Source organism: Agrococcus casei LMG 22410, from assembly GCF_900163565.1.
Taxonomy (GTDB): Bacteria; Actinomycetota; Actinomycetes; order Actinomycetales; family Microbacteriaceae; genus Agrococcus; species Agrococcus casei.
The window spans coordinates 1-24,931 of record NZ_FUHU01000015.1 but is presented as its reverse complement, the minus strand read 5'-3'; the positions used below and the strand labels follow the sequence as shown (position 1 = coordinate 24,931).

The 24,931-nt window shown below is 67.2% G+C and carries 22 protein-coding genes and 1 tRNA gene; 18 read left to right on the top strand and 5 right to left on the bottom strand.

The genetic code is table 11. From position 1 onward, the window contains the following. Nucleotides 1-33: 33 nt before the first annotated feature. From manA to CZ674_RS02575, 4 genes are all read left to right on the top strand, one after another. Complete coding sequence (gene manA, locus CZ674_RS02590) at nt 34-1,161, top strand: mannose-6-phosphate isomerase, class I (protein WP_086990980.1); 1,128 nt, start codon at nt 34-36, stop codon at nt 1,159-1,161. Nucleotides 1,162-1,267: 106 nt separating this feature from the next. Continuing rightward, nucleotides 1,268-1,588, top strand: a complete 321-nt coding sequence (locus CZ674_RS02585; protein WP_086990978.1) for a WhiB family transcriptional regulator — start codon at nt 1,268-1,270, stop codon at nt 1,586-1,588. A gap of 73 nt (nt 1,589-1,661) precedes the next feature. Further along, entirely contained in the window at nt 1,662-4,460 is a 2,799-nt protein-coding gene (locus CZ674_RS02580; protein ID WP_143244604.1) for a glycosyltransferase family 2 protein, read from the top strand. Further along, nucleotides 4,457-6,088, top strand: a complete 1,632-nt coding sequence (locus CZ674_RS02575) for a DUF5719 family protein (RefSeq protein ID WP_086990974.1) — start codon at nt 4,457-4,459, stop codon at nt 6,086-6,088. The genes CZ674_RS02580 and CZ674_RS02575 overlap by 4 nt, the downstream gene beginning before the upstream one ends. A gap of 10 nt (nt 6,089-6,098) precedes the next feature. Here CZ674_RS02575 and CZ674_RS02570 read toward each other — a convergent pair whose 3' ends face one another. After that, entirely contained in the window at nt 6,099-6,509 is a 411-nt protein-coding gene (locus CZ674_RS02570) for a hypothetical protein (protein WP_143244603.1), read from the bottom strand. Nucleotides 6,510-6,542: 33 nt separating this feature from the next. Between CZ674_RS02570 and CZ674_RS02565 the strand changes: the two genes are divergently transcribed. Both CZ674_RS02565 and CZ674_RS02560 read left to right on the top strand, forming a co-directional pair. Then, nucleotides 6,543-6,746, top strand: a complete 204-nt coding sequence (locus CZ674_RS02565; protein WP_159456875.1) for a DUF3499 family protein — start codon at nt 6,543-6,545, stop codon at nt 6,744-6,746. Between the two features lie 32 nt (nt 6,747-6,778). Then, entirely contained in the window at nt 6,779-8,170 is a 1,392-nt protein-coding gene (locus tag CZ674_RS02560) for a phosphomannomutase/phosphoglucomutase (RefSeq protein WP_086990968.1), read from the top strand. Nucleotides 8,171-8,174: 4 nt separating this feature from the next. Here the strand turns inward: CZ674_RS02560 and CZ674_RS02555 are convergent, their stop codons facing one another. Both CZ674_RS02555 and CZ674_RS02550 read right to left on the bottom strand, forming a co-directional pair. After that, nucleotides 8,175-8,654 carry a MarR family winged helix-turn-helix transcriptional regulator gene (locus CZ674_RS02555; RefSeq protein WP_086990966.1) on the bottom strand — a complete coding sequence of 160 codons (480 nt, stop codon included), beginning with the start codon at nt 8,652-8,654 and terminating at the stop codon, nt 8,175-8,177. Between the two features lie 30 nt (nt 8,655-8,684). Then, a tRNA-Gln gene (locus CZ674_RS02550) sits at nt 8,685-8,756 on the bottom strand. A 70-nt stretch (nt 8,757-8,826) separates the two neighbouring features. Here CZ674_RS02550 and glmU point away from each other — a divergent pair. The 7 genes from glmU to CZ674_RS02515 are packed head-to-tail and all read left to right on the top strand — an operon-like array spanning nt 8,827 to nt 17,055. Then, nucleotides 8,827-10,287: a bifunctional UDP-N-acetylglucosamine diphosphorylase/glucosamine-1-phosphate N-acetyltransferase GlmU gene (gene glmU / locus CZ674_RS02545; protein WP_086990999.1), complete on the top strand. Its 1,461-nt coding sequence runs from the start codon at nt 8,827-8,829 to the stop codon at nt 10,285-10,287. Between the two features lie 12 nt (nt 10,288-10,299). Next, nucleotides 10,300-11,277, top strand: a complete 978-nt coding sequence (locus tag CZ674_RS02540) for a ribose-phosphate diphosphokinase (RefSeq protein WP_086990964.1) — start codon at nt 10,300-10,302, stop codon at nt 11,275-11,277. 19 nt (nt 11,278-11,296) lie between these two features. Continuing rightward, entirely contained in the window at nt 11,297-12,304 is a 1,008-nt protein-coding gene (locus CZ674_RS02535) for a hypothetical protein (RefSeq protein WP_086990962.1), read from the top strand. Between the two features lie 10 nt (nt 12,305-12,314). Next, the gene (locus tag CZ674_RS02530) at nt 12,315-13,457 is read left to right on the top strand and encodes a methyltransferase domain-containing protein (protein WP_086990960.1); all 1,143 of its coding nucleotides are present in this window, start codon (nt 12,315-12,317) and stop codon (nt 13,455-13,457) included. Between the two features lie 31 nt (nt 13,458-13,488). Continuing rightward, nucleotides 13,489-14,715: a mechanosensitive ion channel family protein gene (locus CZ674_RS02525; protein WP_086990958.1), complete on the top strand. Its 1,227-nt coding sequence runs from the start codon at nt 13,489-13,491 to the stop codon at nt 14,713-14,715. Nucleotides 14,716-14,750: 35 nt separating this feature from the next. After that, nucleotides 14,751-16,034 (top strand): APC family permease, encoded by a 1,284-nt coding sequence (locus CZ674_RS02520; protein WP_086990956.1) that lies wholly within the window; start codon nt 14,751-14,753, stop codon nt 16,032-16,034. Nucleotides 16,035-16,044: 10 nt separating this feature from the next. Further along, nucleotides 16,045-17,055 (top strand): LCP family protein, encoded by a 1,011-nt coding sequence (locus tag CZ674_RS02515; protein WP_086990954.1) that lies wholly within the window; start codon nt 16,045-16,047, stop codon nt 17,053-17,055. On the opposite strand, the gene gndA is transcribed toward CZ674_RS02515, so the two are convergent. Next, on the bottom strand, nt 17,052-18,488 hold the full coding sequence (gndA, locus tag CZ674_RS02510; protein ID WP_268802380.1) for an NADP-dependent phosphogluconate dehydrogenase: 1,437 nt from the start codon (nt 18,486-18,488) through the stop codon (nt 17,052-17,054). The two genes, CZ674_RS02515 and gndA, sit on opposite strands and share 4 nt — an antisense overlap. Nucleotides 18,489-18,737: 249 nt before the next feature. On the opposite strand from gndA, the gene CZ674_RS02505 reads away from it, so the two are divergent. The 5 genes from CZ674_RS02505 (at nt 18,738) to CZ674_RS02485 (ending at nt 24,673) form a co-directional block, all read left to right on the top strand. Further along, nucleotides 18,738-19,373, top strand: coding sequence for a 50S ribosomal protein L25/general stress protein Ctc (locus CZ674_RS02505; RefSeq protein WP_086990950.1), 636 nt, complete (start codon nt 18,738-18,740; stop codon nt 19,371-19,373). An 11-nt stretch (nt 19,374-19,384) separates the two neighbouring features. Then, on the top strand, nt 19,385-19,975 hold the full coding sequence (gene pth / locus CZ674_RS02500) for an aminoacyl-tRNA hydrolase (RefSeq protein WP_086990948.1): 591 nt from the start codon (nt 19,385-19,387) through the stop codon (nt 19,973-19,975). A 56-nt stretch (nt 19,976-20,031) separates the two neighbouring features. Further along, complete coding sequence (locus CZ674_RS02495) at nt 20,032-20,523, top strand: hypothetical protein (protein WP_086990946.1); 492 nt, start codon at nt 20,032-20,034, stop codon at nt 20,521-20,523. 86 nt (nt 20,524-20,609) lie between these two features. Beyond that, nucleotides 20,610-24,062 carry a transcription-repair coupling factor gene (gene mfd, locus CZ674_RS02490; protein WP_086990998.1) on the top strand — a complete coding sequence of 1,151 codons (3,453 nt, stop codon included), beginning with the start codon at nt 20,610-20,612 and terminating at the stop codon, nt 24,060-24,062. Continuing rightward, on the top strand, nt 24,059-24,673 hold the full coding sequence (locus CZ674_RS02485; protein WP_086990944.1) for a MazG family protein: 615 nt from the start codon (nt 24,059-24,061) through the stop codon (nt 24,671-24,673). The genes mfd and CZ674_RS02485 overlap by 4 nt, the downstream gene beginning before the upstream one ends. Here CZ674_RS02485 and CZ674_RS02480 read toward each other — a convergent pair. Then, nucleotides 24,657-24,908 (bottom strand): HNH endonuclease signature motif containing protein, encoded by a 252-nt coding sequence (locus CZ674_RS02480; protein WP_086990997.1) that lies wholly within the window; start codon nt 24,906-24,908, stop codon nt 24,657-24,659. The two genes, CZ674_RS02485 and CZ674_RS02480, sit on opposite strands and share 17 nt — an antisense overlap. Nucleotides 24,909-24,931 lie beyond the last annotated feature (23 nt).

Below are 24,931 nucleotides of genomic sequence, written 5' to 3'. Positions count from 1 at the left end.
TGTCGACAGGAGGACCCCGTCGAAAGGCCGTGCGTGTTTGTACGTATCTCCAACACCCCTCGCGATTACGCATGGGGAAGCAGTGGGCGCATCAGCGAGCACCTCGGTCTCGGCGGCACAGGCACCGAGGCTGAGCTGTGGCTCGGCACCCACCCCGGAAGCCCTGCGACAGCTGCCGACGGCCGACCGCTCGGCGAGCTACTCGACGCGGCCGGTGTCGCGCATCCGCCCTTCCTGCTGAAGGTGCTCGCAGCTGCCTCGCCGCTCAGTCTGCAGGCGCATCCGACGACCGAGCAGGCCGAGCGCGGATTCGCGCGCGAGAACGACGCCGGTGTCGACATGAGCGCGCCGCACAGGTCGTACAAAGACCCGTTCGCCAAGCCCGAGATCATCGTTGCCGTCTCGAAGTTCGAGGCGCTCAGCGGCCTTCGTGACGCCGATGACGCGCTCGCGGCAGTCCGCGCGGTGCTCGCCGTCGACGAGGCGATCCGGCCGTTCGCGCGCCGCCTCGAGGGCTCGCTGCAGAGTGCCGTCGCGTGGCTGCTGTCGGGCGATGCCGGCGTCGCAGAAGTGGTGAGGGCGGTGACGGATGCGGTCGATGCGATCGCAGAGCACGACGCGGCGGCTGCCGACACCGTGCGCCGTCTCGCTCAGCACTACCCGGGCGACCCGGGCATCGCCGTCTCGCTGCTGCTCAACAGGGTCACCCTCGAGCCGGGGGAGGCGCTCTTCCTGCCCGCCGGCAACATCCACGCCTACCTCGAGGGGCTCGGCATCGAGCTGATGGGACCGAGCGACAACGTGCTGCGGGCGGGCCTCACGTCGAAGCATGTCGACGCGGCCGAGCTGTTGCAGATCGCCGACTTCTCCGTGCTGCATGATCCGCGGATGCCGCGCGAGCAGCTCGCAGGGGCGACGCGCTACGCGCCCGACGCCGCATTCGAGCTGCGTTGGATCGACGGCGTGCACCGGCCCGATGCGTCTGGGCCGGCGATCGTCCTGGCGGTCGCAGAGACCGAAGTCGCCTTCGCGGATGAGCGGCACACACTCACAGCGGGCGAGGCGGCGTACTTCGACACGCTGAGCGGAGTAGAATTCTCATCTGCAGATGCGTGGCTTGCCATGGCGGGCGACACGCCGGTGGGATCAGTCAATCCTTAGAGTTCGGATTGAAGGTTTTACAATCCTCGACTTGACGAAACATGAATGACACCGTTGTAATTAGGTAGGCGCAGCCAGCGTCATCCAAGCTACGACGGGAGAGACCATGACCGAGTCACTTCACCGGGGAGTACCCGAGGACTGGTTCGTCGATCCCGTCTTCCTGGGTGTTCCAGGAGTTCCGGGCAGCGGCCGCGACTACGACGAGCACCCCCTCGGCTGGCAGGCCGACGCACTGTGCGCCGAGACCGACCCCGAGGCGTTCTTCCCCGAGAAGGGCGGCTCGACGCGAGACGCCAAGCGCATCTGCGAGTCCTGCGAGGTTCGCGAGCAGTGCCTCGAGTACGCGCTGCAGAACGACGAGCGCTTCGGCATCTGGGGCGGCCTCTCAGAGCGCGAGCGTCGCAAGCTGCGCAAGCAGGCGTAGCCGCCGCACGCGGTCTTCGTCACACTCCGAGGGCAAACCAGCCCTCAGTCGGGTCTGCACCTAGCCTTGCAAGGTGCAGAGCAGAGTTATGGCGGTCATCGCCAATCGCAACGGCGAGGGCATGCTTGCCCATACGCTTTCGGCGCTTGAGGCACAGACCCTCGCGCCCGTCGCATCCGTCGGCGTCGACGTCGCCAGCACCGACGCATCCGTCGACTCCCTGAAAAAGGGGCTCGACACTGTCGTGCGCCTGCGCTCGAGAGTCGGCTTCGGCCAGGCGGTGCGGCACGGTGTCGCCGAGCTGCCCGATGCAGACGAGCGCGACTGGCTGTGGTTCCTCGCACATGATGCGGCCCCGGCTCCGGACGCCCTTGAAGCCCTCATGCAGACGGTCGAGGCGAACCGCCTGGTGGCCGTGGTCGGCCCCAAGGTCATGCGCGCCGATGACTCGGCGACAGTCAACGAGTTTGGCGAGACGATGACGCCGCTGGGCGCGTCGGTCAGGCTCGCCGCGGGCGATCTCGACCAGGGCCAGCACGACGACCGCTCCGACGTGCTCGGCGTCGCGGCATCGGGCATGCTCGTGCGTCGTGACGTGTTCGAGCAGCTGGGCGGCTTCGACCCTGCGCTGCCGAGCATCGACGCCGGCCTCGACCTGGGCGTGCGCGCCAGGCTCGCGGGCCACCAGGTCTCGGTGCAGCCATTCGCCAGGATCCGTCGCAACGGCGGCGCAGAGCTGTTCAGCGTCAGAAGCGTCTCAGACGCGTCGTTCACGGGCCTCGCCCGCCGCGCGCAGCTGCACCGGCGCTTCGCGTACTCGCATGCTGCGGCCCTCGTCTTCCACTGGCTCCTGCTGCTGCCGCAAGCTGTCATCCGCTCGATAGGGCACCTGTTCGCAAAGCGGCCGGCAGCGATTCTGAGCGAGTTCGGGGCCGCGTTCAGCGCGATGTTCGCGTTCGGGGCCGTGTCGTCCGCGCGCTCGCGCATCCGCCAATCGAGAACCGCCGCCTGGAGCGACCTCGCACCCCTGCGCATCTCGCACAGGGCGATGCGGGCACGACGACGGCTCGCGGGCGACGATGTCGTCGTCAACTCACGCGTCGCCGACGAGCGCGTCGGATTCGTGCAGGGCGGAACCCTCTGGGTGCTCGCGCTCGCACTGCTCGCCGGCGTGATCATCAGCCTGCCGCTGCTGACGTCGACTGCCGTCACAGGCGGCGGCCTGCTGCAGCTGGGCGGCTTCACCGACATCTGGAACGCGGCGCTCTGGAGCGACCGCGAGAGCGCGGGGGGCCTCGTCGCACCCGCCGACCCCCTGCAGATCCTGCTGGCGCTGCTCGGCACGCTCACCTTCTGGCAGCCGTCGCTGGCAGTGCTCATCCTGCTGGTGATCGCACCCGTGCTCGCCAGCATCACAGGGTGGGCGCTGGCCCGCAGGCTCACGCGAGTCAAGTGGGTGCCGGCTGTCGTCGCCGCCGTCTGGGCGCTCGCGCCGACGCTGCTGGTGAGCATGCACGACGGACGCATCGGCGCAGTGATCGCGCACATCGCTCTGCCGCTGATCGCGTACGCGGTCGTCCGAGCTCGCGATCTCGTGCGCACAGCAGCGCTCGGAGCAGTTGCGCTCGCGGTCGCCACAGCGGGGGCGCCTTCGCTGCTTCCGGCGCTCGTCGGCGCTGTCGTGGTCGCAGTGATCTGGTTCGCGGTGCGTGCCCGATTCGGCGCATCGATCCGCCTCCTCATCGCCCTCGTTCCGACGGCAGCCCTGTTCGGCCCGCTGCTCTTCGCCAACCTGCAGCGCGGAACCCCGCTCGCACTGTTCGCAGACCCGGGTGTTCCGTTCGATTACGCAGCGCCCGATGCCGCGGTGCTCGCGGCCCAGCTGCCAGACGCGAGCCTCGGAACCATCGCGACCCTGTTCGACCAGTTCGGCCTCGCGGGCGGCCCGTGGCCGATGTGGGTCACGCTCGCACTCGTCGCTCCGCTCGCGCTCGCCGCGTTCGCCGCACCGTTCATGCGCGCCGGTCACGGCATCGCAGGCATCGCCGTCGCACTGGCCGGATTCTCGACTGCAGTCGTCAGCGCCGGCACGACGCTGGCGGCGTTCCAGGGTGTGACGAGCAAGGTCTGGACCGGCCCGGGCGTCAGCCTCATGCTGCTCGGCCTCGTGATCGCCGCATCCGCCACGCTCGGCGTGCTCGACTTCAGGGGCAAGGCTCCCGGTGCGATCCTCGCGCTGTTCGCGGTCGTCTCGGGAGGCGCGATCGTCGCCGGCGCCGCGGTGAGCCCAGCCGTCGTCTCGCCCCTCCCGGAACGCACGATGCCTGCACTCGTGTCGGCCGCCGCGTCCGACGATCCGATGCTCGGAACCCTGGTGATCGCTGCCGGTGCCGACGAGACCTTCTCGATCGAGGTCATTCGGGGCGACGGCACGACGCTGGGCGATGTGCAGACGTTCCACACGACCGCCGAGGCTCCGACGGGGCAGCGCTCTGAGCTGTCGCAGCTCGCGGTCGACCTCATCTCGGGCGGCACGGTCGACGCGAGCGAGCAGCTGCAGCAGCAGAGCATCGGCTTCATCGTGCTGCGCGACGCCGAGGGCAGTGCGGTCGCGGCCTACGACAGCACGCAGCGCAGCCTCAACCAGCGCGCAGACCTGCAGTCGGTCGGCCAGACCGATGCCGGGCTGCTCTGGAAGACCGAAGTCGAGCAGTCAGGAGTCGAGGCGCAGATGCCCGCCTGGAGCGGCTGGCTGCTTGCTGGCCAGCTGATTCTGCTGGCGATTGCGCTTGTGCTCGCGATGCCGGCCATCAAGCGAGGCGCGCGCTCCCGTGTGACGCGCGCCAAAGACGTTCGGAAGGACTACGCATGAGCGACGAGCGCGACGCCTGGGACGAAGCGGGCGCGATTCCCGTGACGGGCGAAGACCTCGAGCAGGGGCGCCAGCCTTCGGCTCCGTCGGCTGACGAGCCCCACGGTCAGCCGGACAAGCACGATCAGCACGCGACCCTGCACGATGACCCAGAAGAGCTGGCGAAGCTTGCGACCGACACCGACATCGCATCCGATGTCACGGCGACCGACGCCGAGGCGCAGTGGAACGCGGATGCCGAGGCGCGGCTGCGAGCGAACCCCAAGACGGTCGCATTGTGGTCGGGTCGGTCACTGCTCGGCCTCGTGGCGATCGGAGCGGCTGTGGCGCTTGGCGTCGGAGCTGTGTGGGCCGCGGGGAGCGGCGCCTTCGCGGTCGACCGCGAGCCGGTGAACGAGCAGATCACGCCCATGGCCGGCGAGCAGCAGATCGTGTGCGCGCCCGGGCAGCTCCGGGTGCAGTCCGGAGAAGGCGGATCGACGTCGATCGTGCCCGTCTCTGACGCGAACCCTGTCGTGCCCGAGCTCGAGGGCGCAGAGACTGCGCAGCTGCCGATCGGCAACGTCGAGGGCGCTGAGCTGACATCGGTGCAGGCACCCGTCGGCGACTCGGTGCTGGGAGGCATGTCGTGGACTTCGGCCGACGATGCCGAGATCGCAGGGCTCTCGGGAGCAGCCTGCACATCGCCCGCTGCATCGCAGTGGCTCGTCGGTGGCGCCACGACCACGGGGCGCTCGTCGATCATCGTGCTCGCGAACCCGAGCGAGCAGCCGACGACGGTTCGCCTCGAGGTGTTCACGACCGAAGGGCCGGCCGACAGCGCGGCGAACTCGGCGATCACCATCGAGCCCGGCACGGCCACCGCGATCGACCTGGCTTCGCTGTCGGTCGACAACGCCTCGCCCGCGGTTCTCGTGCGCAGCGAGGGCTCGGCCGTCGCCGCCTTCATGCAGCACTCGATCATCCGCGGGCTTGAGCCCGGCGGCATCGACACGATCTCGGGCCAGCCCGCCGCCACGACCGACCAGACCTTCGTCGGCGTGCCGCTGTCTGGAAGAACATCTGCGAACGTCGACGGCGACGGGTCAGACGTGCAGTCGACCCTGCGCCTCGTCGCAGCCGAAGACACCGTGGTGAGAATAGAGTTCTCGAGCCCCGGAACAAACCCGACGACGACCGAGGTGCCGCTCGCGGCCGGAACGGTCATCGACATGGACCTCTCGGCGCTGCCGGAAGGCGACTACACGATCGACATCCAGTCGGATGCGCCAGTCGCCGCGGGCATGCGCTCGCTGCCCGCAGACGGCAGCGTCGTGGCCGACTTCGTCTGGCTCTCGCCTTCTCGGACGATCGACGGCGAAGTGACCGTGGATGCCCGGCCGAGGGGCCACGACCGAGAGCTGGTCGTGTACAACGCCTCTGACGACACGCAGGTCATCGAGGTCGACGGCACTGAGCACGAGCTGGTCGCCGGAGCCCTGTTCTCAATGGAGCTGGGTCAGGACCCGGTCGTGCTGCGGGGGAGCGGCATCCGCGCTTCTGTCGTCATGACTGATGACGGTCTGATCGCGGGCTACTCGGTGCAGCCGGTGCCGCCCGCCGCCGCTGCGGTGACGGTCGAGTACTGATCGCCTCGGCTCAGCCGTGCCGGAATCGGTCGGGCGCAACCTCCCAGGGGTCGCGCCCCAAGTACTCTGCGACGGCACGGTAGACCGCGCCCTCGACGGCGAAGCGCTCGTGCCAGTCGTCTTCGAGCTGCGGCCGGAGCATGAACTCGTAGACGAGCCGGTGCACGGTGATCACGTCGAGCTCGCGGTCGACGTGCCAGAGCGGAACACGCCCGGCGTCGTCGGGAAGCTCGCGGGGGACATCGCTGAGCTGGAATCGAACCCGGGCGAGCTCTTCGGGCCACAGCGACTTGGCGTGAGCCGCGGCCTCAGACACCCATTCGACGAACTGCGACTCGCGGGTCACCGTCAGCGGCAGCTCGGGACCAGTGACAGCCGAGCGCATGCCGCGTCTGCCGTGCCGTCTGCTGGGTCGCTCCACGGCCCCAGCGTAGCCGCACAGTAGAATCTGAGCGTGACCGAACGATTCTGCGTGAAGCCCACGTGCCGCAACTACGCAGACTTCACCCTCAGCTATGACTATGACTCGAGAGTCATGGTGATCGGTCCGCTGTCTCCTGAGCTCGCGGCGGGCGGCTACGATCTGTGTGAGGTTCACGCGTCTCGGATGAAAGCCCCGAGCGAGTGGACGCTGATCCGCAATCCTGGCAGCGCCTGAACCTGAGCCATTCGTCAAACAAGAGGAATCCCATGCAACTGAGCGACATCGTCAAGGCATACGACGTTCGCGGACTCGTCGAGTCCCAGCTGACCGCAGACGTCGTGCGCGCGCTCGCCGCAGCGTTCGCCGACGTGGGCGGAACAGAGCGGCCCATCGTGATCGGCCATGACATGCGCGACTCCTCGCCCGCGTTCGCCCGGGCAGCAGCCGAGGGCATCAGGCGTCGCGGCGCCGACGTCATCTCGATCGGCCTCTGCTCGACAGACGAGTCGTACTTCGCCTCAGGCACCCTCGATGTGCCGGCCATCATGTTCACAGCCAGCCACAACCCGGCCGCCTACAACGGCATGAAGCTCTCGCGCCGCGGAGCCCAGGGCGTCAGCCTCGACACCGGGCTCGCCGAGGTGCGAGACGGTGCCCAGGCATTCCTCGACGCTGGCGACATCCCCGCCGCCCCGCAGGAGGGCAGCGTGAGCGAGCGAGACGTGCTCGCCGACTACGCCGCGTACTTGCGCGAACTCGTCGATCTCTCGGGCATCCGCCCCCTGAAGGTCGTCGTCGATGCGGCCAACGGCATGGGCGGCCTCACGGTGCCGGCGGTCCTGTCGACCGAGGCGGGGCTCGGCCAGCTGCCGCTGGAGATCATTCCGATGTACTTCGAGCTCGACGGCACGTTCCCGAACCACGAGGCGAACCCGCTCGAGCCGAAGAACCTGGTCGACCTGCAGAAGGCCGTCGTCGAGCACGGCGCCGACATCGGCCTCGCGTTCGACGGCGACGCCGACCGCTGCTTCGTGATCGACGAGCGCGGCGGAGCAGTCTCGCCGTCCGCGGTCTCAGCCATCGTCGCCCTGCGCGAGATCGAGCGCGTTCGCGCCGAAGGTGAAGCCGAGATCACGGTGCTGCACAACCTCATCACGTCGCGATCGGTCGCCGAGACCATCGAGGGAGCGGGCGCCAAGGCAGTTCGCACGCGCGTCGGACACTCGCTGATCAAAGACCGCATGCGCGAGACCGGGGCAGTGTTCGGCGGCGAGCACTCGGCCCACTACTACTTCCGCGACTTCTGGGGTGCTGACAACGGCATGCTCGCGGCGATGCACGTGCTGGCGCAGCTGGGCATGGGCGAGCGTCCCATGAGCGAGCTGTCGGCTGAGTGCACCCCGTACTTCTCGAGCGGCGAGATCAACTCTCGCGTCGACGACATCGAATCGGCGAAGGAGCGCATCATCGAGCGCTTCGGCGCCGAGGGCGAGATCGATCACCTCGACGGCATCTTCATCGCCGAGCGCAGCGGATCGTGGTGGGTCTCGGTTCGCCCGTCGAACACCGAGCCGCTGTTGCGTCTGAACGTCGAGGCAGAGACGCAGAGCGAGATGGAGCGCGTGCGCGACCTCGCGCTCGAGCTGATCAACCGCTAGTCGGTCAGACTCCGGCGCTCAGCTTTCGCAGCAGCGTCGCGAGCGTCTCGCGCTCGTCGTCGTCGAGTCTTGCGAGGATGCGCTGTTCGGCACTCAGCAGAGTGTCGAGGGCCGTGTCGACCCGGTCGATGCCCTTGTCGGTGACCTCGACGAGCATCGACCGGCGGTCGGTCTGGTGTGCGACGCGGGTGATGAGGCCGCGCTCCGAGAGGCCGCTGAGCCGGTTGGTCATGGTGCCGCTGGTGACCATCGTCTCTTCTATGAGCCTCGTGGGCGTCAGCGGCTGGCCGGCTCGTCGCAGCGCAGAGAGCACATCGAACTCCCACGGCTCGAGCCCTGCGTGAGCGAAAGCGGAGGCCCTCGCCAGGTTGAGCCGCTTGCCGAGCCGCATGATGCGGCTGAGCACAGCCAGGGGCGAGATGTCTGCCTCCGGGCGCGCGCCTGACCACTGCTCCATGATCGTGTCGACCACATCCCTGTGCATGGCTTCCCCTCGCTGTCGAGTGCTGCCGAGCTCCGCCTCCGGGATTCGAACCCAGACTTCACGGCTCCAAAGGCCGTCGTGCTGCCATTACACCAAGGCGGACCGCGCTGCAGTGCGCGATCCAGCCTAGCGCGTGCGCGCATCCGCTCGTGATGCCGGTAGCGTTGTGCGCATGAACGTCTCCGACGCCTATCGTCCGTCAAACCGCGGGCTCGCGGTCATCGTGCTCGCCGCCGGATCCGGCACGCGAATGAAGAGCGCGATCGCCAAGCCGCTGCACGCGCTTGCCGGGCTGCCGCTGATCGGCCACGTGCTGCGCACCGCCGGCCAGCTCGAGCCTGCGCACACCGTTGCCGTCGTGCGGCACGAGCGCGACCAGATGGTCGAGGCGATCACGTCGCTGGCCGACGGCGTCGCAATCGCCGACCAGGACGACGTTCCCGGAACGGGCCGCGCGGTCGAGGCAGGCATCAACGCGCTCCCCGCTGACTTCGACGGAACCGTCGTCGTGCTCTCGGGTGACGTGCCGCTCATCGACGCCGCGACGCTGCGCGACCTGATCGCCGAGCACGACCACTCGATGAACGCGATGACCGTGCTGTCGACGATCATGGCCGAGCCGAAGGGCTTCGGGCGCATCATCCGCAACCGAGCCGGCTCGTTCGAGGCGATCGTCGAAGAGAAGGACGCCGACGAGGCCCAGCGCAAGGTCACAGAGGTCAATGGCGGCATCTACGTGTTCAGCTGTGCCGAGCTGCGCGTCGCCCTCGACGAGATCGGCACCGACAATGCGCAGGGCGAGAAGTATCTGACCGACGCGGCCCTGCGCATCCAGGCCTCCGGAGGCCGCATCGAGGCCATGCCGACGGCAGACCCGTGGCTCGTCGCCGGGGTCAACGACCGCGTGCAGCTCGGTGCTGCGGCCGCTGAGCTCAACCGCCGACTCGTCGCCCACTGGCAGCGCGAGGGCGTGACGGTGCAGGATCCGCTCTCGACATGGCTCGACATCGATGTGCGGCTTGCCCAGGACGTCACGCTGCTGCCGAACACCCAGCTGCTCGGATCGACGACGGTCGCAGCCGGCGCCGCAGTCGGCCCAGACACGACACTCACCGACACGACGGTGGGCGAGCGCGCGAGCGTTCGGCGCACAGAGTCGTTCAGTGCCGTCATCGGGGCGGATGCGACAGTCGGCCCGTGGGCGTACCTGCGGCCGGGCACGCGGCTCGGCGCAGACGGCAAGATCGGCACGTTCGTCGAGACGAAGAACGCCGAGATCGGCACGGGGTCGAAAGTGCCGCACCTCTCGTACATCGGCGACACCGAAGTCGGCCAGGGCTCGAACATCGGCGCCGGCACCATCACCGCGAACTACGACGGCGTCAGAAAGCACCGGACGACGGTCGGAAGCCACGTTCGCACCGGCAGCCACAACGTCTTCGTTGCGCCCGTGAACATCGCCGACGGGGCGTACACTGGTGCCGGAACGGTCGTGCGCAAGGCAGTAGAGCCCGGCGCGCTCGCGATCTCGGTCACTCCGCAGCGCAACATGAGCGGTTGGGTCCAGCAGAATCGACCAGACTCGGCAGCCGCCAAGGCAGCCGAGACGGCCAGCGAAGATCAGAACCTGTAGAAAGCGAGCATCGTGTCGTCGATCGTTGCCAAGAACCGCAAGCACCTCGTCCTGATCTCAGGGCGTTCGCACGAAGCTCTGACGCAGGCCGTCGCAGACGAGATCGGCACCGATCTCATGGGCGTCGACGCGCGCACGTTCGCCAACGGTGAGATCTACACCCGTTTCGAGGGCTCGGTCCGCGGCGCTGACGTGTTCGTGGTGCAGAGCTACTCGAGCCCCGTGAACGAGTGGCTCATGGAGCAGCTCATCATGGTCGACGCGCTCAAGCGCGCGAGTGCCAAGCGCATCACGGTCGTCATGCCGTACTACCCGTACTCGCGCCAGGACAAGAAGGGCCGCGGCCGCGAGCCGATCTCGGCTCGTCTTGTGGCTGACCTCTTCAAGACCGCCGGCGCCGACCGCATCATGTCGATCGACATCCACGCCTCGCAGATCCAGGGCTTCTTCGACGGTCCGTTCGACCACCTCTTCGCGATGCCGGTGCTGCTCGAGCACTTCAAGAACTCGCTCGACCCCGAGAGCCTCACGGTCGTCTCGCCCGATATGGGGCGCGTGCGCGTCGCCGACGTCTGGAGCGACAAGCTCGGCGCACCGCTTGCCATCATCCACAAGCGCCGCGACCCGCTCGTGCCGAACCAGGTCTCGGTGCACGAGATCGTCGGCTCCGTGGCCGGACGCACGTGCCTGCTCGTCGACGACATGATCGACACGGGCCGCACGATCGTCAAGGCCGCAGAGGCGCTGAAGAAGAACGGCGCCACGAACGTCGTGGTCGCTGCGACGCACGCGATCTTCTCCGACCCGGCTCCCGAGATCCTCGGCGCCGACGCGATCGACCAGGTCGTGGTCACCGACACGCTGCCGCTTCGCGACGAACAGCGCTTCGAGAAGCTCAAGGTGCTCTCGATCGCGCCGCTGCTGGCGCGTGCGATCACCGAGGTGTTCGAAGACGGCTCGGTCACGAGCATGTTCGACGGCGCCGCCTGATCCAGACAGCAGTGTTCGCGTGACCCAGAGCGAGCGGCTTCACGGAGGCCTCTCCCGCGCGCTGTCGACAGCGCTCGCGTCGGCAGCGGGAACCTTCGCCGCCCTGGTGCTGCTTTCGATGGGCATCCACGGCACCGGCGTCGGCAGCGCGCTGCTCTCCGGCCTCTGGCCCGGCATGGCGGCGATCGTAGCGCTGAGCGTTGCGGTGTTCCTCATGGGCGTGCAGATCTTCGTCGACGTGATCCACGCACCCGACCAGACTCCCGAGTCGCGCGAGCGCTGGGAGCGGTCTCGCTTTCGCAGCCGTGCCATCGGCGGCTTCGGCACGCCGCTCGGGCTCCTGCTGGTCGGCTCAGGCTGGATCGGCGAGCTCGAGCACCTGCTGTGGGCAGGTGCTGTGATCACACTGCTGAGCCTCTTGCAGCTGGTGCTGTCCTTCTGGATCGCTCACCGCATCCGTCGCTGGCCCGACGCTGACCCCGCGGCCCTGCGAAAGCCCTATGAGCCGTTCGAGCAGCTGCGCGAGCTGCTGACGGCCGCGCCGGCGCGAATCGTCACAGGGTTCCTCGCCATCGGATTCGTCGGGCTCGGCGTGCTCGTCGTATTCAACCTCGGGGTGCTCGGCAACCAGGCCGGCTACTCGGGAACCGATTTCACGAGTGCTCCCCGGGTCTCAGAAGAGGACACGGCGATCGTCGAGACCATGATCACCGTCATCGCCATTGCATTCGCGCTCGCGCTGGTGGTCGCATTCGGCGACATTGTGCGCGGGTTCTTCGACGGCGGTGAGGCGCATCCGCTCGAGCGCATCGCGCATCCGCTGGCAGGAATAGCCCCCGCGCTGATCGCGGTGGGGTTCGCGTTCGTGCTGGTGGTTCCCGGAGAGATACCGAACGAGGCGACGGATGCGCACGTGCAGGAGATGAGTCAGTTCGTCTTGGCGGGCGTCGCGGGTGTCGGTGTGCTCGTGCTCGCGTGCGTGTTCGCTGTGGCCGGCTACGGCGCACGCGATGCTGCCGAGAACTAGACTCTAGGGCGTGCAGTGCGCCTACTATTCAGCCGGACGCTGCCGCTCATGCACCCTGCTTGAGGTGCCCTACGAGCAGCAGCTGGCGTCGAAGGACGCCCGCGTTCGAGAGCAGCTGCAGGGCGTGGCGCCGAATCTCGAGTGGCTGACGCCGCAGGCGAGCGCCGAGGCGAACTTCAGAAACAAGGCCAAGCTGGTGGTCGGCGGTCGCACGGGGCTCGTCTCGCTGGGCATCCTCGATCGGCAGCGACGCGGCATCGACCTCACCGGCTGTGAGCTGCAGGAGCAGCCGATCCTCGCGGTGCTGCCCTCGATCGCGGCGTGGATCAACGAGGCCGGCCTCACGCCGTACAGCGTGCGTGAGCGGCAGGGCGAGCTGAAGCACGTGCTGCTGACCGTGTCGCCGGCTGGCGAGTTCGCGATGCGACTCGTGCTGCGCAGCGAAGGCCAGCTGGGGCGCATCCGCCGCGCGCTGCCGCAGCTGCTGGCCGCAGTGCCCGGGCTCCGCGTCGTGAGCGTCAACCTGCAGCCCGAGCACAAGGCCGTGATCGAAGGCGCAGAAGAGACCGTGCTCACAGACACCCGGCTGCTGCCGATGCCGCTTGGGGCGGTGACGCTGCAGCTCGGCCCGCGCAGCTTCTTCCAGACCAACACGCAGGTGACGCGCGCGCTCTATGCCCGCGCATCCGAATGGATCGTCGACGCGGTTCCCGCGGCGATGTGGGATCTCTACTGCGGCGTCGGCGGCTTCGCGCTGCACGCGGCGGCGGCGGTGCTCGAGGCAGGGTCAGCGGCTCCCGACATCGTCGGTGTCGAGGTCAGCGACGAGGCAGTGGCGAGCGCACGGGCCGCGGCTGCGGCAGCGGGCGTGGATGCGCGGTTCGTCGCAGCAGACGCGGTGCAGATGCAGCAGCTCGGCGAGCAGGTGCCAGACCTCGTGCTGGTGAATCCGCCGAGGCGCGGAATCGGCGAGCTGGCGCAGTGGCTCGAGGAGTCGGGTGCCGCGCGCATCGTGTACTCGAGCTGCAATCCGACCACCCTCGCCCGCGACATCGAGGCGATGCCGAGCATGCGCGCAGTGCGGGCGCAGCTGTTCGACATGTTCCCTCATACCGAACACGCCGAAGTCCTCGTCGAACTCGTGCGACAGTAGAGAATCAGCTTTCACACGGAAGAGGTGCCAAGTGGTTGAAGAGGCAGTCGAATCGCTGTTCACGCTGTATGTCCTGCCGATCGGGCTCTCGGTGCTGTGGGGTCTCGCTGTGGCGCTCATCGCGCTGCTGGTGTTCCGCATCGCGTCGATCGCCATCGCTCGAAGCCGTGTGCGCGCTCGCGAGGTCGTGGGGCGCGTCGCCACGTCGCTGTTCGTGCTGGTGTTCATCGTCGGTGCATGGAGTGCGGCCACCATCATGCGCGTGCCCAGCAAGTGGGAAGACCCGCTGCCGTCGAACATCCACCACATCATGCAGATCGTCACGATCATCGCGGCCGCCTACCTGCTGTTCAGAATCGTCATGGCGGTCAGCGACTGGCTGCTGGCGCACTACAAGACCGACAAGGCCACGGAGCGTCGCGCACGGCGTGTGCAGATGCAGGTGCAGCTGCTGCGTCGCATCGTCGCAGCCCTCATCGTCGTGATCGCAGTCGGTGCCGTGCTGTTCACCTTCGAAGGCGCCCGTGCCGCCGGCGCCTCGGTGCTCGCCTCTGCAGGTCTGATCTCGGTCATCGCCGGCATCGCCGCGACCAGTGCGCTGACCAACGTCTTCGCTGGCATGCAGCTCGCGTTCTCCGGCGCCATCAACATGCACGACATCGTCGTGGTCGAGGGCGAATGGGGAACGATCGAGGAGATCACCCTCACCTACGTCGTCGTGCACATCTGGGACGATCGCCGGCTCGTGCTGCCGTCGACCTACTTCACGTCGACGCCGTTCGCGAACTGGACCCGAACCGACAGCGACATCATGGGGCAGGTCATGCTCGATGTCGACTGGTCGATACCGGTGCAGGAGATGCGCGAGGAGATGAAGCGCATCGTCGAGGCGAGTGAGATCTGGGACGGCCGCGTCGCCGTCCTGCAGGTCAACGACGCGCAGAACGGCATGGTGAAGATCCGCGTGATCGTCAGCGTGGCCGACGGTGCGATCATGAACGACCTCGTCAGCCACGTGCGCGAAGAGCTCGTGACCTGGGTTCGCGAGGTGCACCCCGAGTCGATGCCGTACCAGCGCGTCAGGATGACCAGCGAAGAGCTGCCGAAGCCCACGCGCAAGCGCGGCCAGACGACGGATTCGATGCCGAGGCAGGGCCTCTTCACCGGAAGCGCCGAGGCAGAAGCCCGTCGCGAGTCATTCACGAAGCCCATGGACATCATCGATCAGGAAGACCTCGACGAGCTCGAGCAGCAGTGAACCATCTGTTCACATATGTCGCCTAAGTTCATAGGGTGACTGAACTGAAACGAACCGTCGGCGTCGCAGGCGCGGCCGCCATCGGAATCTCTGCCATGGTCGGCGCAGGCCTGTTCTTCGTGTGGTCGCCTGCAGCGTCCCTCGCCGGAGACCTGCTCTGGGCCGCCCTGCTGCTTGCGGCGCTCATCGCGGTGCTGAACGCGCTCTCGAGTGCGCAGCTGGCCATGGAGCATCCGGTCTCGGGCGGTGCATACGCGTACGGCCGCTCTGAAGTCAGCCCGTGGGTCGGGTTCTCAGCAGGCTGGATGTTCCTGACGGGCAAGACGTTCTCAGCAGCCGCCATGGCCTCGATCGCAGCACGCCACATCAGCCAGGATGCAGCCGTCGCCTGGACCGTCGTCACCATCATGGCGCTGTCTGTCATCAACATCCTCGGCATGCGCGTCACGACTGCCGTGTCGAAGGTGATCGTCGTCATCACCGTCACCATCATCGCGATCGCCCTCGGCTGGGCGTTCTCGGGGGCCGAGTCGACGCTCACGACCGCATCCACGGCAGCCACGTTCGTGCCAGAGGGAACCGATCAGTTCGAGCTCGAGGGGCTCGGCGGGCTCGCTGTCCTGCAGGCGACCGGCCTGCTCTTCTTCGCGTTCGCGGGCTATGCGCGCATGGCGACGCTCGGGGGAGAAGTGGTCGAGCCTCGCAAGACGCTGCCGCGAGCCATTCTCGGCGCGCTCGCATTCGTGCTCGTGATCTACGGGCTGCTCGCGCTCGCGACCTCGATGCGCCTGGGCGACGATCTGCCCGAGTCAGTGACTCCCGTCGCCGACCTCGTCGGCAACCCCATCCTGCACCAGGTCGTCATGCTGGGTGCGGTCATCGCCTGCCTCGGCTCGCTGCTCGGCATTCTGGCGGGCCTCAGCCGCACGGCGCTCGCGATGGCGCATGGGCGCGACATGCCCGGCATCCTGGGCGCCGTCAACCGACGCACGAAGACTCCGATCATCGCCGAGCTCGTGGTCATGGCCCTCGCGATCGTCGTGGCTGTCCTGCTGCCGGCGAGCGCTATGGTCGCCGTCTCGTCGACGTTCGTGCTGGGCTACTACGCGATCGCGCACTGGTCGGCAATACGGATGCGCGCACGGTTCGCGCAGGAGGGCCGACGGATGTGGCTGCCCTCGTGGGTGCCGTGGGTCGGCATCGTTGCCTGCCTGCTCATCGTCGTGACGCTCTCGTGGGTTGCTGTGCTCATCGCAGTCGGCTGGGTGCTGCTCGGGCTGTTCTTCTGGCGGGGGCTCGCACCGGTTCACCGCGGCTAGAATTGCACGCATGACAGCTACTGAAACGGTCGACAAGCCCAGGAAGAAGCGCAGAGTTCGCAAGGTCCTCTGGATCCTTCTGGGCGTTGTGGTGGTGCTCGCGATCGCGATCGCAGCCTTGCTCCTCCGCCTCAACTCCGCATTCGACGGTGTTTCGACCGTTGAGTCGGCGTTCCCCGACGACAGCGACCGGCCCAAGGTGGTCGAGACCGAGTCGGGCTCGCCGATCAACGTGCTGCTGCTCGGAACAGACTCTCGCGAAGAGGGCCAGGACCTCATGGACAACCTCGGCGACCGCGCCGACGCGATTCTCGTGGCGCACATCCCGCCGGATCGCAAGAGCATCCAGATCATGTCGGTCATGCGCGACTCGTGGGTCGAGATCCCGGGCCACGGCGAGAACAAGATCAACGCCGCGCTGTCGCTCGGCGGCGTCTCGCTCATGGTGCAGACGGTCGAGACGGTCATCGACCAGCGAATTGACCACGTCGCGGTCATCGACTTCGAGGGCTTCAAGGGCCTGACAGAAGAGCTCGGGGGAGTGACGCTCAACAACGACCGTGCGTTCTCGACCAAGAACTATGACTTCGAAGCCGGCAACATCACGATCTCCGAGGGAGAAGCGGCCCTCGAGTTCGTGCGCGAGCGATACGCGTTCGAAGACGGCGACTACCAGCGAGTGCACAACCAGCAGGCGTTCATGCGCGGTGCTCTGAACGGCATCCTGGCGCCCGAGGTGCTGGCGAACCCGTTGAAGCTCGCCGACATCATCGAGAGCCTGTCGCCGCACATGGCCACGACAGACACCATGTCGACGACGCAGATGGTGTCGCTCGGCGCCTCACTCGTCTCTGCCAATGGCGGCAAGCCGCCGCTGCAGACCTTCACGTTGCCCACGACCGGAACCGGCATGATCGGCGATCAGTCGGTCGTGCACGTCGACTGGGACGGCGTCGAGCTGATCAGGGAGGCCTTCGCCGAGGACTCCATGACCAGCTTCACGCCGCCTCCGCCCCGCTAGAGGGCAGTCTCTGAGCGGTCGCCCGACCACTCGGTGTGGAAGGAGCCTTCGCGGTCGACGCGCCGGTAGGTGTGCGCACCGAAGAAGTCGCGCTGTCCCTGCACGAGGGCCGCTGGCAGGCGGTCTGCGCGCAGGCCGTCGTAGTAGGCGAGCGTCGACGAGAAGGCAGGCGCGGGGATGCCCGAACCGGCTGCGTACTGCACGACCCGCCGCCAGGCGTCCTGGCCGCCGGCCACCGCATCCGTGAAGAACGGCGCCAGAACGAGCGCGACCAGGTCGGGCTGCTCTGCGTAGGCCTCGGTGATGCGCTCGAGGAAGCGCGCGCGGATGATGCAGCCGGCGCGCCAGATCTTCGCGACTTCGCCCTTGTCGATGTTCCAGCCGTGCTCTTCTGCACCGGCGACGATGATGTCGAAGCCCTGCGAGTAGGCGATGATCTTCGATGCGTAGAGCGCGAGGCGCACGTCTTCGATGAATGCGTCGGCGTCATCGACGGCGGCTGCCTCGGGTCCGGGAAGGCCCTTGGCCTGCGCGCGCTGCCCGAGCTGCGACGAGAGCGAGCGGGCGAAGGTCGCCTCGGCGATGCCGGTCGAGGGAACGCCGAGGTTGAGTGCCGACTGCACCGTCCACGCGCCCGTGCCTTTTGCGCCGGCCGCGTCGAGGATGACGTCGACGAGCGGCGAGCCCGTCTCGGCGTCGACCTGGCGGAGCACCTCAGCGGTGATCTCGATCAGGTACGACTCGAGCTCGGTCGTGTTCCAGGCGGCGAAGATCTCTGCGATCTCGGCGGGCGTCTTGCCCGTGCCTCGGCGGATGAGGTCGTAGGCCTCGCCGATCAGCTGCATGTCGGCGTACTCGATGCCGTTGTGCACCATCTTGACGAAGTGGCCGGCGCCGTCGGTGCCGATGTGGGTGACGCAGGGCTCGCCGTCATCGGCAAGCGCTGCGATGGAGCGCAGGATGGGGCCGAGGGTCTCGTATGACTCGACGGTTCCGCCGGGCATGAGCGAGGGGCCGTTCAGTGCGCCCTCCTCGCCGCCGGAGATGCCGCATCCGACGAAGTGTATGCCCGTCTCGCGAACAGCGGCCTCGCGGCGGATGGTGTCGGTGAAGAGGGCATTGCCGCCGTCGACGATGATGTCGCCGGGCTCGAACTCGGCGACGAGCTGATCGATGACGGCGTTGGTCGCAGCACCGGCCTGCACCATGATGATGGCGGTTCTCGGCTGCTCGAGCGACGCGGCGAACTCAGCCACGGTCTTCGACGGAACGAAACCGGCCTCGGGGTGCTCGGCGACGAGCTCGTCGGTCTTCGACCCGGTGCGGTTGTAGACTGCAACACTGTTGCCTTCGCGGCTGGCGAGGTTGCGCGCCAGATTCGAACCCATCACTGCGAGTCCGACGACTCCGATATTTGCCTTCGCAGAGCTCACTTGCCAGCCTTCCATGTTGTGCGACGTGCGGTTGCCCGCTGTCCTCCAACAGTAGTCTCGACGACCCCCGCACTGCGACTGCTACTATGGTCGCTGAACTTCGGCGAGGGGCTCCGTGCCCGTGATCGACGCAGTGAGACAGACAGCCTGGATGGCTGCCCGTGGGCCAGTCCCATTCCTCACGCAACAGCGTTCGAGTCGACAACTGAACTGGGCCCACCGGCCCCTGAACCCATAAGGGAGCAATCCATGAGCAGTCAGAGAAGCAAGCTCGTCACCGAGCAGCGCACCGAATTCGGCAAGGGCGCAGCACGTCGCCTCCGTGCCGCAGGCAAGGTCCCCGCGGTCCTCTACGGCCACGGCACCGAGCCCCAGCACCTCACGCTGAACACGCACGAGCTCTTCCTCGTCGTCCGCCGCTCGAACGCGATCATCGACCTCGACATCGAGGGCGCTTCGCAGCTCGCGCTGGTGCGCGACGTGCAGCGCAACCCCGTCATGATGGGTGCAGACGCCATCGAGCACCTCGACCTCATCATTGTCAAGCGCGGCGAGAAGGTCACGGTCGACGTGCCCGTGCACCTCGAGGGCGAAAGCGCCCCCGGAACGATCTCGAACCTCGAGGTCAACACGCTGTCGCTCGACGTCGACGCACTCAACATCCCCGAGTACCTCATGGTCTCGATCGAGGGCCTCGAAGAGGGCGCGCTCGTCACCGCTGCCGACGTCACGCTGCCCGAGGGCGCAGAGCTGCTGACCGACGCCGAGCAGCTCGTCGTGGGAATCATCGTGCCGCAGCTCGACACCGAGACGACAGCCGGCGAAGACTCTGCTGGTGAAGCAGAGGCAGACGACGAGACCGACGCCGAAGGCGACTCGGAGTAGTCACCCGCTCGATGTCAGCCGACACCTTTCTCGTAGTCGGGCTCGGAAACCCCGGGCCCGACTACGCGCATACGCGCCACAACATCGGCCTCGATGTGCTCGACGAGCTCATCGCCAGGGCCGGTGCCAAGCGCAGTCGGCACAGGAAGGCCGCGGCTTCGGTCGCAGAGGCTCGCATCATCGGCGGGCCGAAGATCGTCATGGCCTTTCCAGAGACCTTCATGAACCGATCCGGCGGGCCGGTCGCGCAGCTCGCCGACTACTACGGCGTCGCCAACGAGAACATCATCGTCGTGCATGACGACCTCGACCTGCCGTTCGATGCGCTCAAGCTGAAGTCCGGAGGAGGCCACGGCGGCCACAACGGACTGCGCGACATCATCGCCTCTCGAGGCCCTGACTTCGTGCGCGTGCGATTCGGTGTCGGGCGCCCGCCCGGCCGCCAAGACCCAGCCGAGCACGTGCTCCGGCGCTTCAGCGGCGAAGAGCGCAAGCTGCTGCCGAATCTCATCGACGAGACGGCCGACGCCGTCGAGCTCGTGATTCGCGACGGCCTCGTCGCAGCGCAGCAGCGCGTGCACACCCGCGAAGACCGTGCGTGAGGCCGAACGGCAGAGATATTCCACTACGCTTGAGCGCTAGTGGAGCAGGAGGACTGATGGCCCGCAACAAGCCGAAGACCGTGCTGGCAGCACTCGCGTGCGTCAGCCTCGCGGCACTGACCGGATGTGCCGGCCAGGCAGACTACGCAACCGAGCCGTTCATCGGCTTCGAGCCGGTCGGCAGCATCGACGAGACCTACGACGTGTACTACGACAAGGGCACCGAGTCGGGCATGCACGATGTGATCATCGCCGAAGGCGACCACCGGGTGCTCTCGTGCCTCGGCGAACCCGTGTTGATCTGCTACGACGGCGACAAGTCGGGCGAAGGCGAACTGATCATCGTGATCGCAGAAGAGGGCACCGAGACGACGATTCTCGACTACAACGGCGAAGAGATCGAGATGCAGAAGACCGAGACTCCTGCAGACATCGAGAGCCCTGCTCCGGTGTTCGTGACGCAGGCCCCTGTGCTCGAAGACCGCGAGGGATTCTCCTGGAGCTGGAGAGGTCTTGACGCCAACGGCGAAGAGCTCTGGACCAAGTGACCCTCAGTCGAGTTCTCGACACCCTCACTGAAGGGCCGCTCTCTGAACTGCAGCACCTGAGAGTCGCCAGCGGCGCGGTCTCAGCGATGGACTCGCTTCGAGCTCCTGTCGTCGCTGCGCTCTCGGATGCAGAGCGATCCACCCTGGTCATCACGCCGACCAGGCGCGAGGCGGATCAGCTCGTGGGCGACCTCGAGGCCTGGGCTCCGGATGCGCAGATCGTCGGGTTCCCGGCCTGGGAGACCCTGCCGCACGAGCGCCTCAGCCCTTCACCCGAGACCGTCGGGCAGCGCTACGACGCGCTCGCGAGGATCCGCAGCCTCGAGTCCGGCAGACGCGGCATCGTCGTCGCATCGGTGCGTGCAGCAGTGCAGCCGATCACCTCAGACATCGCCGATGTCGAACCCGTCGTGCTGCGTGCGGGCTCGAGGGGCAACAGCATCGAGGCGATCATCGGCCGCCTGATCGAGCTCGCATACACCCGTGTCGACATGGTCACCCGTCGCGGCGAGTTCGCCTCTCGCGGCGGCATCCTCGACGTGTTCTCGCCCGCAGCCGAGCATCCTGTCCGTGCCGAGTTCTTCGGCGACGAGATCGAGCAGATGCGCTGGTTCAGGGTCGCCGACCAGCGATCGAGCGACGACGCAGAAGAAGTCGTGATGCCTCCCAGCCGCGAGCTGCTGCTGACCGAGTCGGTGCGCCAGCGTGCGAAGGAGATGCAGCACGAGTTCCCGGCCATCGGAGGCCTGCTCGAGAAGCTCTCCGAGGGCATCCCTGCCGAGGGCATGGAATCGCTCGCTCCCGCGCTCGTCTCGAACCTCGAGCCGATCACGGCGCTCATGCCCGGAACCCGTGTGATCGTCATGGGCCACGAGCGGGTTCGCGACCGCATCAAGATCCTCAACGACACGAACCGCGAGTTCCTCGAGGCAGCCTGGAGTGCGGCGACGGCCGGAGCAGAGGCTCCCATCGACCTCAGCGGCGGCGAGTTCATCGAGCTCGACGCACTGCGAGCATCCACCGATGGCCCGTGGTGCGATGTCACGCAGCTCGCCAACGACCTCGCTGACCAGTCCGAGATCGAGGCGAAGCCGGTTCCGTCATTCGCAGGCAACGCAGACGGCGCTGTCGAGTTCGTGGGGGAGCGACTCCGAGACCAGTGGCAGGTGGTAGTCACCGCTGCCGGCGCCGGCATGGTGCAGCGCGCCGCCGATGTGCTGGCAGAGCACGAGATCGCGGCCCGAGCTGTCGAAGAGGGAGCGGATGCGCAGCTGGCGGCAGGCGTCGCAGTCGTGACGCAGGCGGCGATCGGCAGCGGATTCCTGCTGCCCGAGAGCCGAATCGCGATTCTGAGCGAGGCCGAGTTCTTCGGCAAGGCTGTCAGCGATCACCGTCGCTCGTCGCAGAAGCTGTCGACCAGGCGGGGAACCGTCGTCGACCCGCTGCAGCTGAAAGCCGGAGACTACGTCGTGCACGAGACGCACGGCATCGGCCGATTCGTCGAGCTGATGCAGCGAGAGGTCTCCACCGGCGGCCGCAACGCCTCGAAGACGACGCGCGAGTATCTGGTCATCGAGTACGCGTCGTCGAAGCGCGGCCATGCGGGCGACCGGCTCTCGGTGCCGACCGACCAGCTCGACCAGCTGAGCCGCTATGTCGGAGGCGAGGCTCCCGCACTGTCGAAGATGGGCGGCAGCGACTGGCAGAGTGCGAAGTCGAAGGCGCGGCGAGCGGTGCGCGACATCGCGGTCGAGCTGGTGCAGCTGTACTCGGCGCGCAAGGCCTCGCGCGGCTTCGCGTTCGGCCGCGACACCCCCTGGCAGGCTGAGCTTGAAGACGCCTTCCCCTTCGCCGAGACACCCGACCAGCTGACGACGATCGACGAGGTCAAGCGCGACATGCAGTCGCCGATTCCGATGGACCGGCTGCTCTCCGGCGACGTCGGATACGGCAAGACCGAGGTTGCGGTGCGAGCCGCATTCAAGGCGGTGCAAGACAACAAGCAGGTCGCGGTGCTGGTGCCGACGACGCTGCTGGTCAAGCAGCACTTCGAGACGTTCGCGTCTCGGTTTGCAGGCTTTCCGGTGAATCTGAAGGCGCTGAGCCGCTTCCAGACTGACAAAGAGGCACGCGAGACGATTGCGGGCATCGCCGACGGCACCGTTGACGTTGTCATTGGAACCCATCGCATCCTCGCGGAGAAGATGAAGTTCAAAGACTTGGGGCTCGTCATCATCGACGAGGAGCAGCGATTTGGCGTCGAGCACAAAGACAAGCTGAAGGCACTCAAGGCCAATGTCGACGTGCTCGCGATGAGCGCCACCCCGATTCCGCGAACGCTCGAGATGGCCGTGACGGGCATCCGCGAGATGTCGACGCTTGCGACGCCTCCTGAGGCGAGGCACCCCGTTCTGACCTTCGTCGGCGCCTACAACGACCAGCAGGTGGCGGCGGCCATCAGGCGTGAGCTGCTGCGCGAGGGCCAGGTCTTCTTCGTGCACAACCGGGTCGCTTCGATCAACAAGGTCGCGTCGCAGATCGCCGAGCTGGTGCCGGAGGCCCGCGTCGGCATCGCACACGGACGGATGGGCGAGTCGACACTCGAGCACGTCATCGACGACTTCTGGGAGAAGCACTACGACGTGCTCGTCTGCACGACGATCGTCGAGACCGGCCTCGACATCCCCAACGCCAACACCCTGATCGTCGATCGCGCCGACCGCTATGGCCTCTCGCAGCTGCACCAGCTGCGCGGACGCGTGGGCCGTGGCCGCGAGCGTGCCTATGCCTACTTCCTGTATGACTCCGACAAGCCGCTCAGCGAGACGGCGCACGACCGCCTCGAGACGATCGCCGTGCACAATGAGCTTGGTGCTGGCATGCAGGTTGCGCTGAAGGACCTCGAGATCCGCGGTGCCGGAAACATGCTCGGCGGCGAGCAGTCCGGCCACATCGCGGGCGTCGGCTTCGACCTGTACATCCGCATGATCGGCGAGGCTGTCGCGACCTTCCGCGGTGACGCTGAGGATGCGCCGCGCGAGCTGCGACTCGAGCTGCCGGTCGATGCTGTTGTTCCTGACGACTACATCGACTCTGAGCGGCTGCGTCTCGAGGCATATCAGAAGCTCGCTTCGGCAGCCGGACACACTGACGGAGACTCGATCGACCGCGTCGTCGACGAGCTGCGTGACCGCTACGGCGAGCTGCCGCAGCAGGTGCAGAACCTGGTGGCCATGGCCCGCCTGCGCAGGCAGGCGCAAGCTGCGAAGCTCTCTGAGGTGTTCGTCGTCGGCCCGAACCTTCGGGTGGGCCCTGTCGAGCTGAAGGATTCGCTGCAGATGCGTCTGCGTCGGCTGTATCCCGAAGCCAAGCTGCAGACTGCGGCGAACGTGCTCGTCGTGCCGCTGCCGACACGAGGTGGCGGCAGGCTCGCCGGCACCAAGGCTGAGCTCCTGGCCGACGACAAGCTGATCGAATGGGTATCGAAGCTGCTGAGTGACGTTCTGCCGCCGGCAGCACCGAAGGAGTCGGCAGAATGAGCCAGATCGAACGCCTCGTCGAGATGATGCAGACCCTCCGCGGCGAGGGCGGCTGCCCGTGGGACAGACAGCAGACGCACGCCTCGCTCGTGCAGTATCTGATCGAGGAGTCGTACGAGGCCGTCGACGCAATCGAGTCGGGCGACGATGCCGAACTCCGCGAAGAGCTCGGCGATGTGCTGTTTCAAGTCGTCTTTCATGCCGAGATCGCCCGAAGCGAGGGCCGTTTCGCCTTCGAGGATGTGGCGCAGGCGGTCGCCGACAAGATGGAGTCGCGTCATCCGCACGTCTTCGGAGACGCGGATGCCGACATCGAGTCGGTGCGTGCCAACTGGGAGGTCCTGAAGGCCGCCGAAGCGGGCAAGACCGAGCGCGTGCACGTCGACGATGGGATTCCGGCTGCCCTGCCCGCTCTGCAGCGAGCACAGAAGGTGCTGTCGCGCATGAAGCGTCGCGACATGGCGGTTCCCGCCGCCAGCAATGCCGACGTGCAGTCAGAGCAGCAGCTCGGCGAAGTGCTGCTCGGCCTCGTGCAGACAGCACGCGAGCACGGCTGGGACGCCGAACGTGCACTGCGCGACGCGGTGCGCGGCGTCACCGAGCGTTCCTGACGGCGACCAGCGTCGCGTTCGGCACCGGTGGTGGTTCCGTTGTTCGGATCTGACCCTGTAGATCGGTCCATTCGAGCACCCCGGGTTCGAGCTGCCTGACCTTCCATCCCTCGTCGGGGCCTAATCGATGTTTCAGTGTGTGGTGATGTCGACAGAGACAAGCGAGGTTGTCTGGCGTGGTCTTGCCCCCGTGCTGCCAGTCCTTGGTGTGATCGACATCGGCATGTTTCGCGATCCTTGCGCAGCCTGGGAACCGAC

Bases quoted from the DNA above. Each gene is read 5' to 3' on its own strand.
- CZ674_RS02585 (WP_086990978.1), top strand. From the start codon at position 1,268: ATGACCGAGTCACTTCACCGGGGAGTACCCGAGGACTGGTTCGTCGAT.
- CZ674_RS02560 (WP_086990968.1), top strand. From the start codon at position 6,779: ATGCAACTGAGCGACATCGTCAAGGCATACGACGTTCGCGGACTCGTC.
- glmU (WP_086990999.1), top strand. From the start codon at position 8,827: ATGAACGTCTCCGACGCCTATCGTCCGTCAAACCGCGGGCTCGCGGTC.
- CZ674_RS02555 (WP_086990966.1), bottom strand. From the start codon at position 8,654: ATGCACAGGGATGTGGTCGACACGATCATGGAGCAGTGGTCAGGCGCG.
- mfd (WP_086990998.1), top strand. From the start codon at position 20,610: ATGGACTCGCTTCGAGCTCCTGTCGTCGCTGCGCTCTCGGATGCAGAG.
- CZ674_RS02495 (WP_086990946.1), top strand. From the start codon at position 20,032: ATGGCCCGCAACAAGCCGAAGACCGTGCTGGCAGCACTCGCGTGCGTC.
- CZ674_RS02515 (WP_086990954.1), top strand. From the start codon at position 16,045: ATGACAGCTACTGAAACGGTCGACAAGCCCAGGAAGAAGCGCAGAGTT.
- pth (WP_086990948.1), top strand. From the start codon at position 19,385: ATGTCAGCCGACACCTTTCTCGTAGTCGGGCTCGGAAACCCCGGGCCC.
- CZ674_RS02505 (WP_086990950.1), top strand. From the start codon at position 18,738: ATGAGCAGTCAGAGAAGCAAGCTCGTCACCGAGCAGCGCACCGAATTC.
- CZ674_RS02485 (WP_086990944.1), top strand. From the start codon at position 24,059: ATGAGCCAGATCGAACGCCTCGTCGAGATGATGCAGACCCTCCGCGGC.
- CZ674_RS02575 (WP_086990974.1), top strand. From the start codon at position 4,457: ATGAGCGACGAGCGCGACGCCTGGGACGAAGCGGGCGCGATTCCCGTG.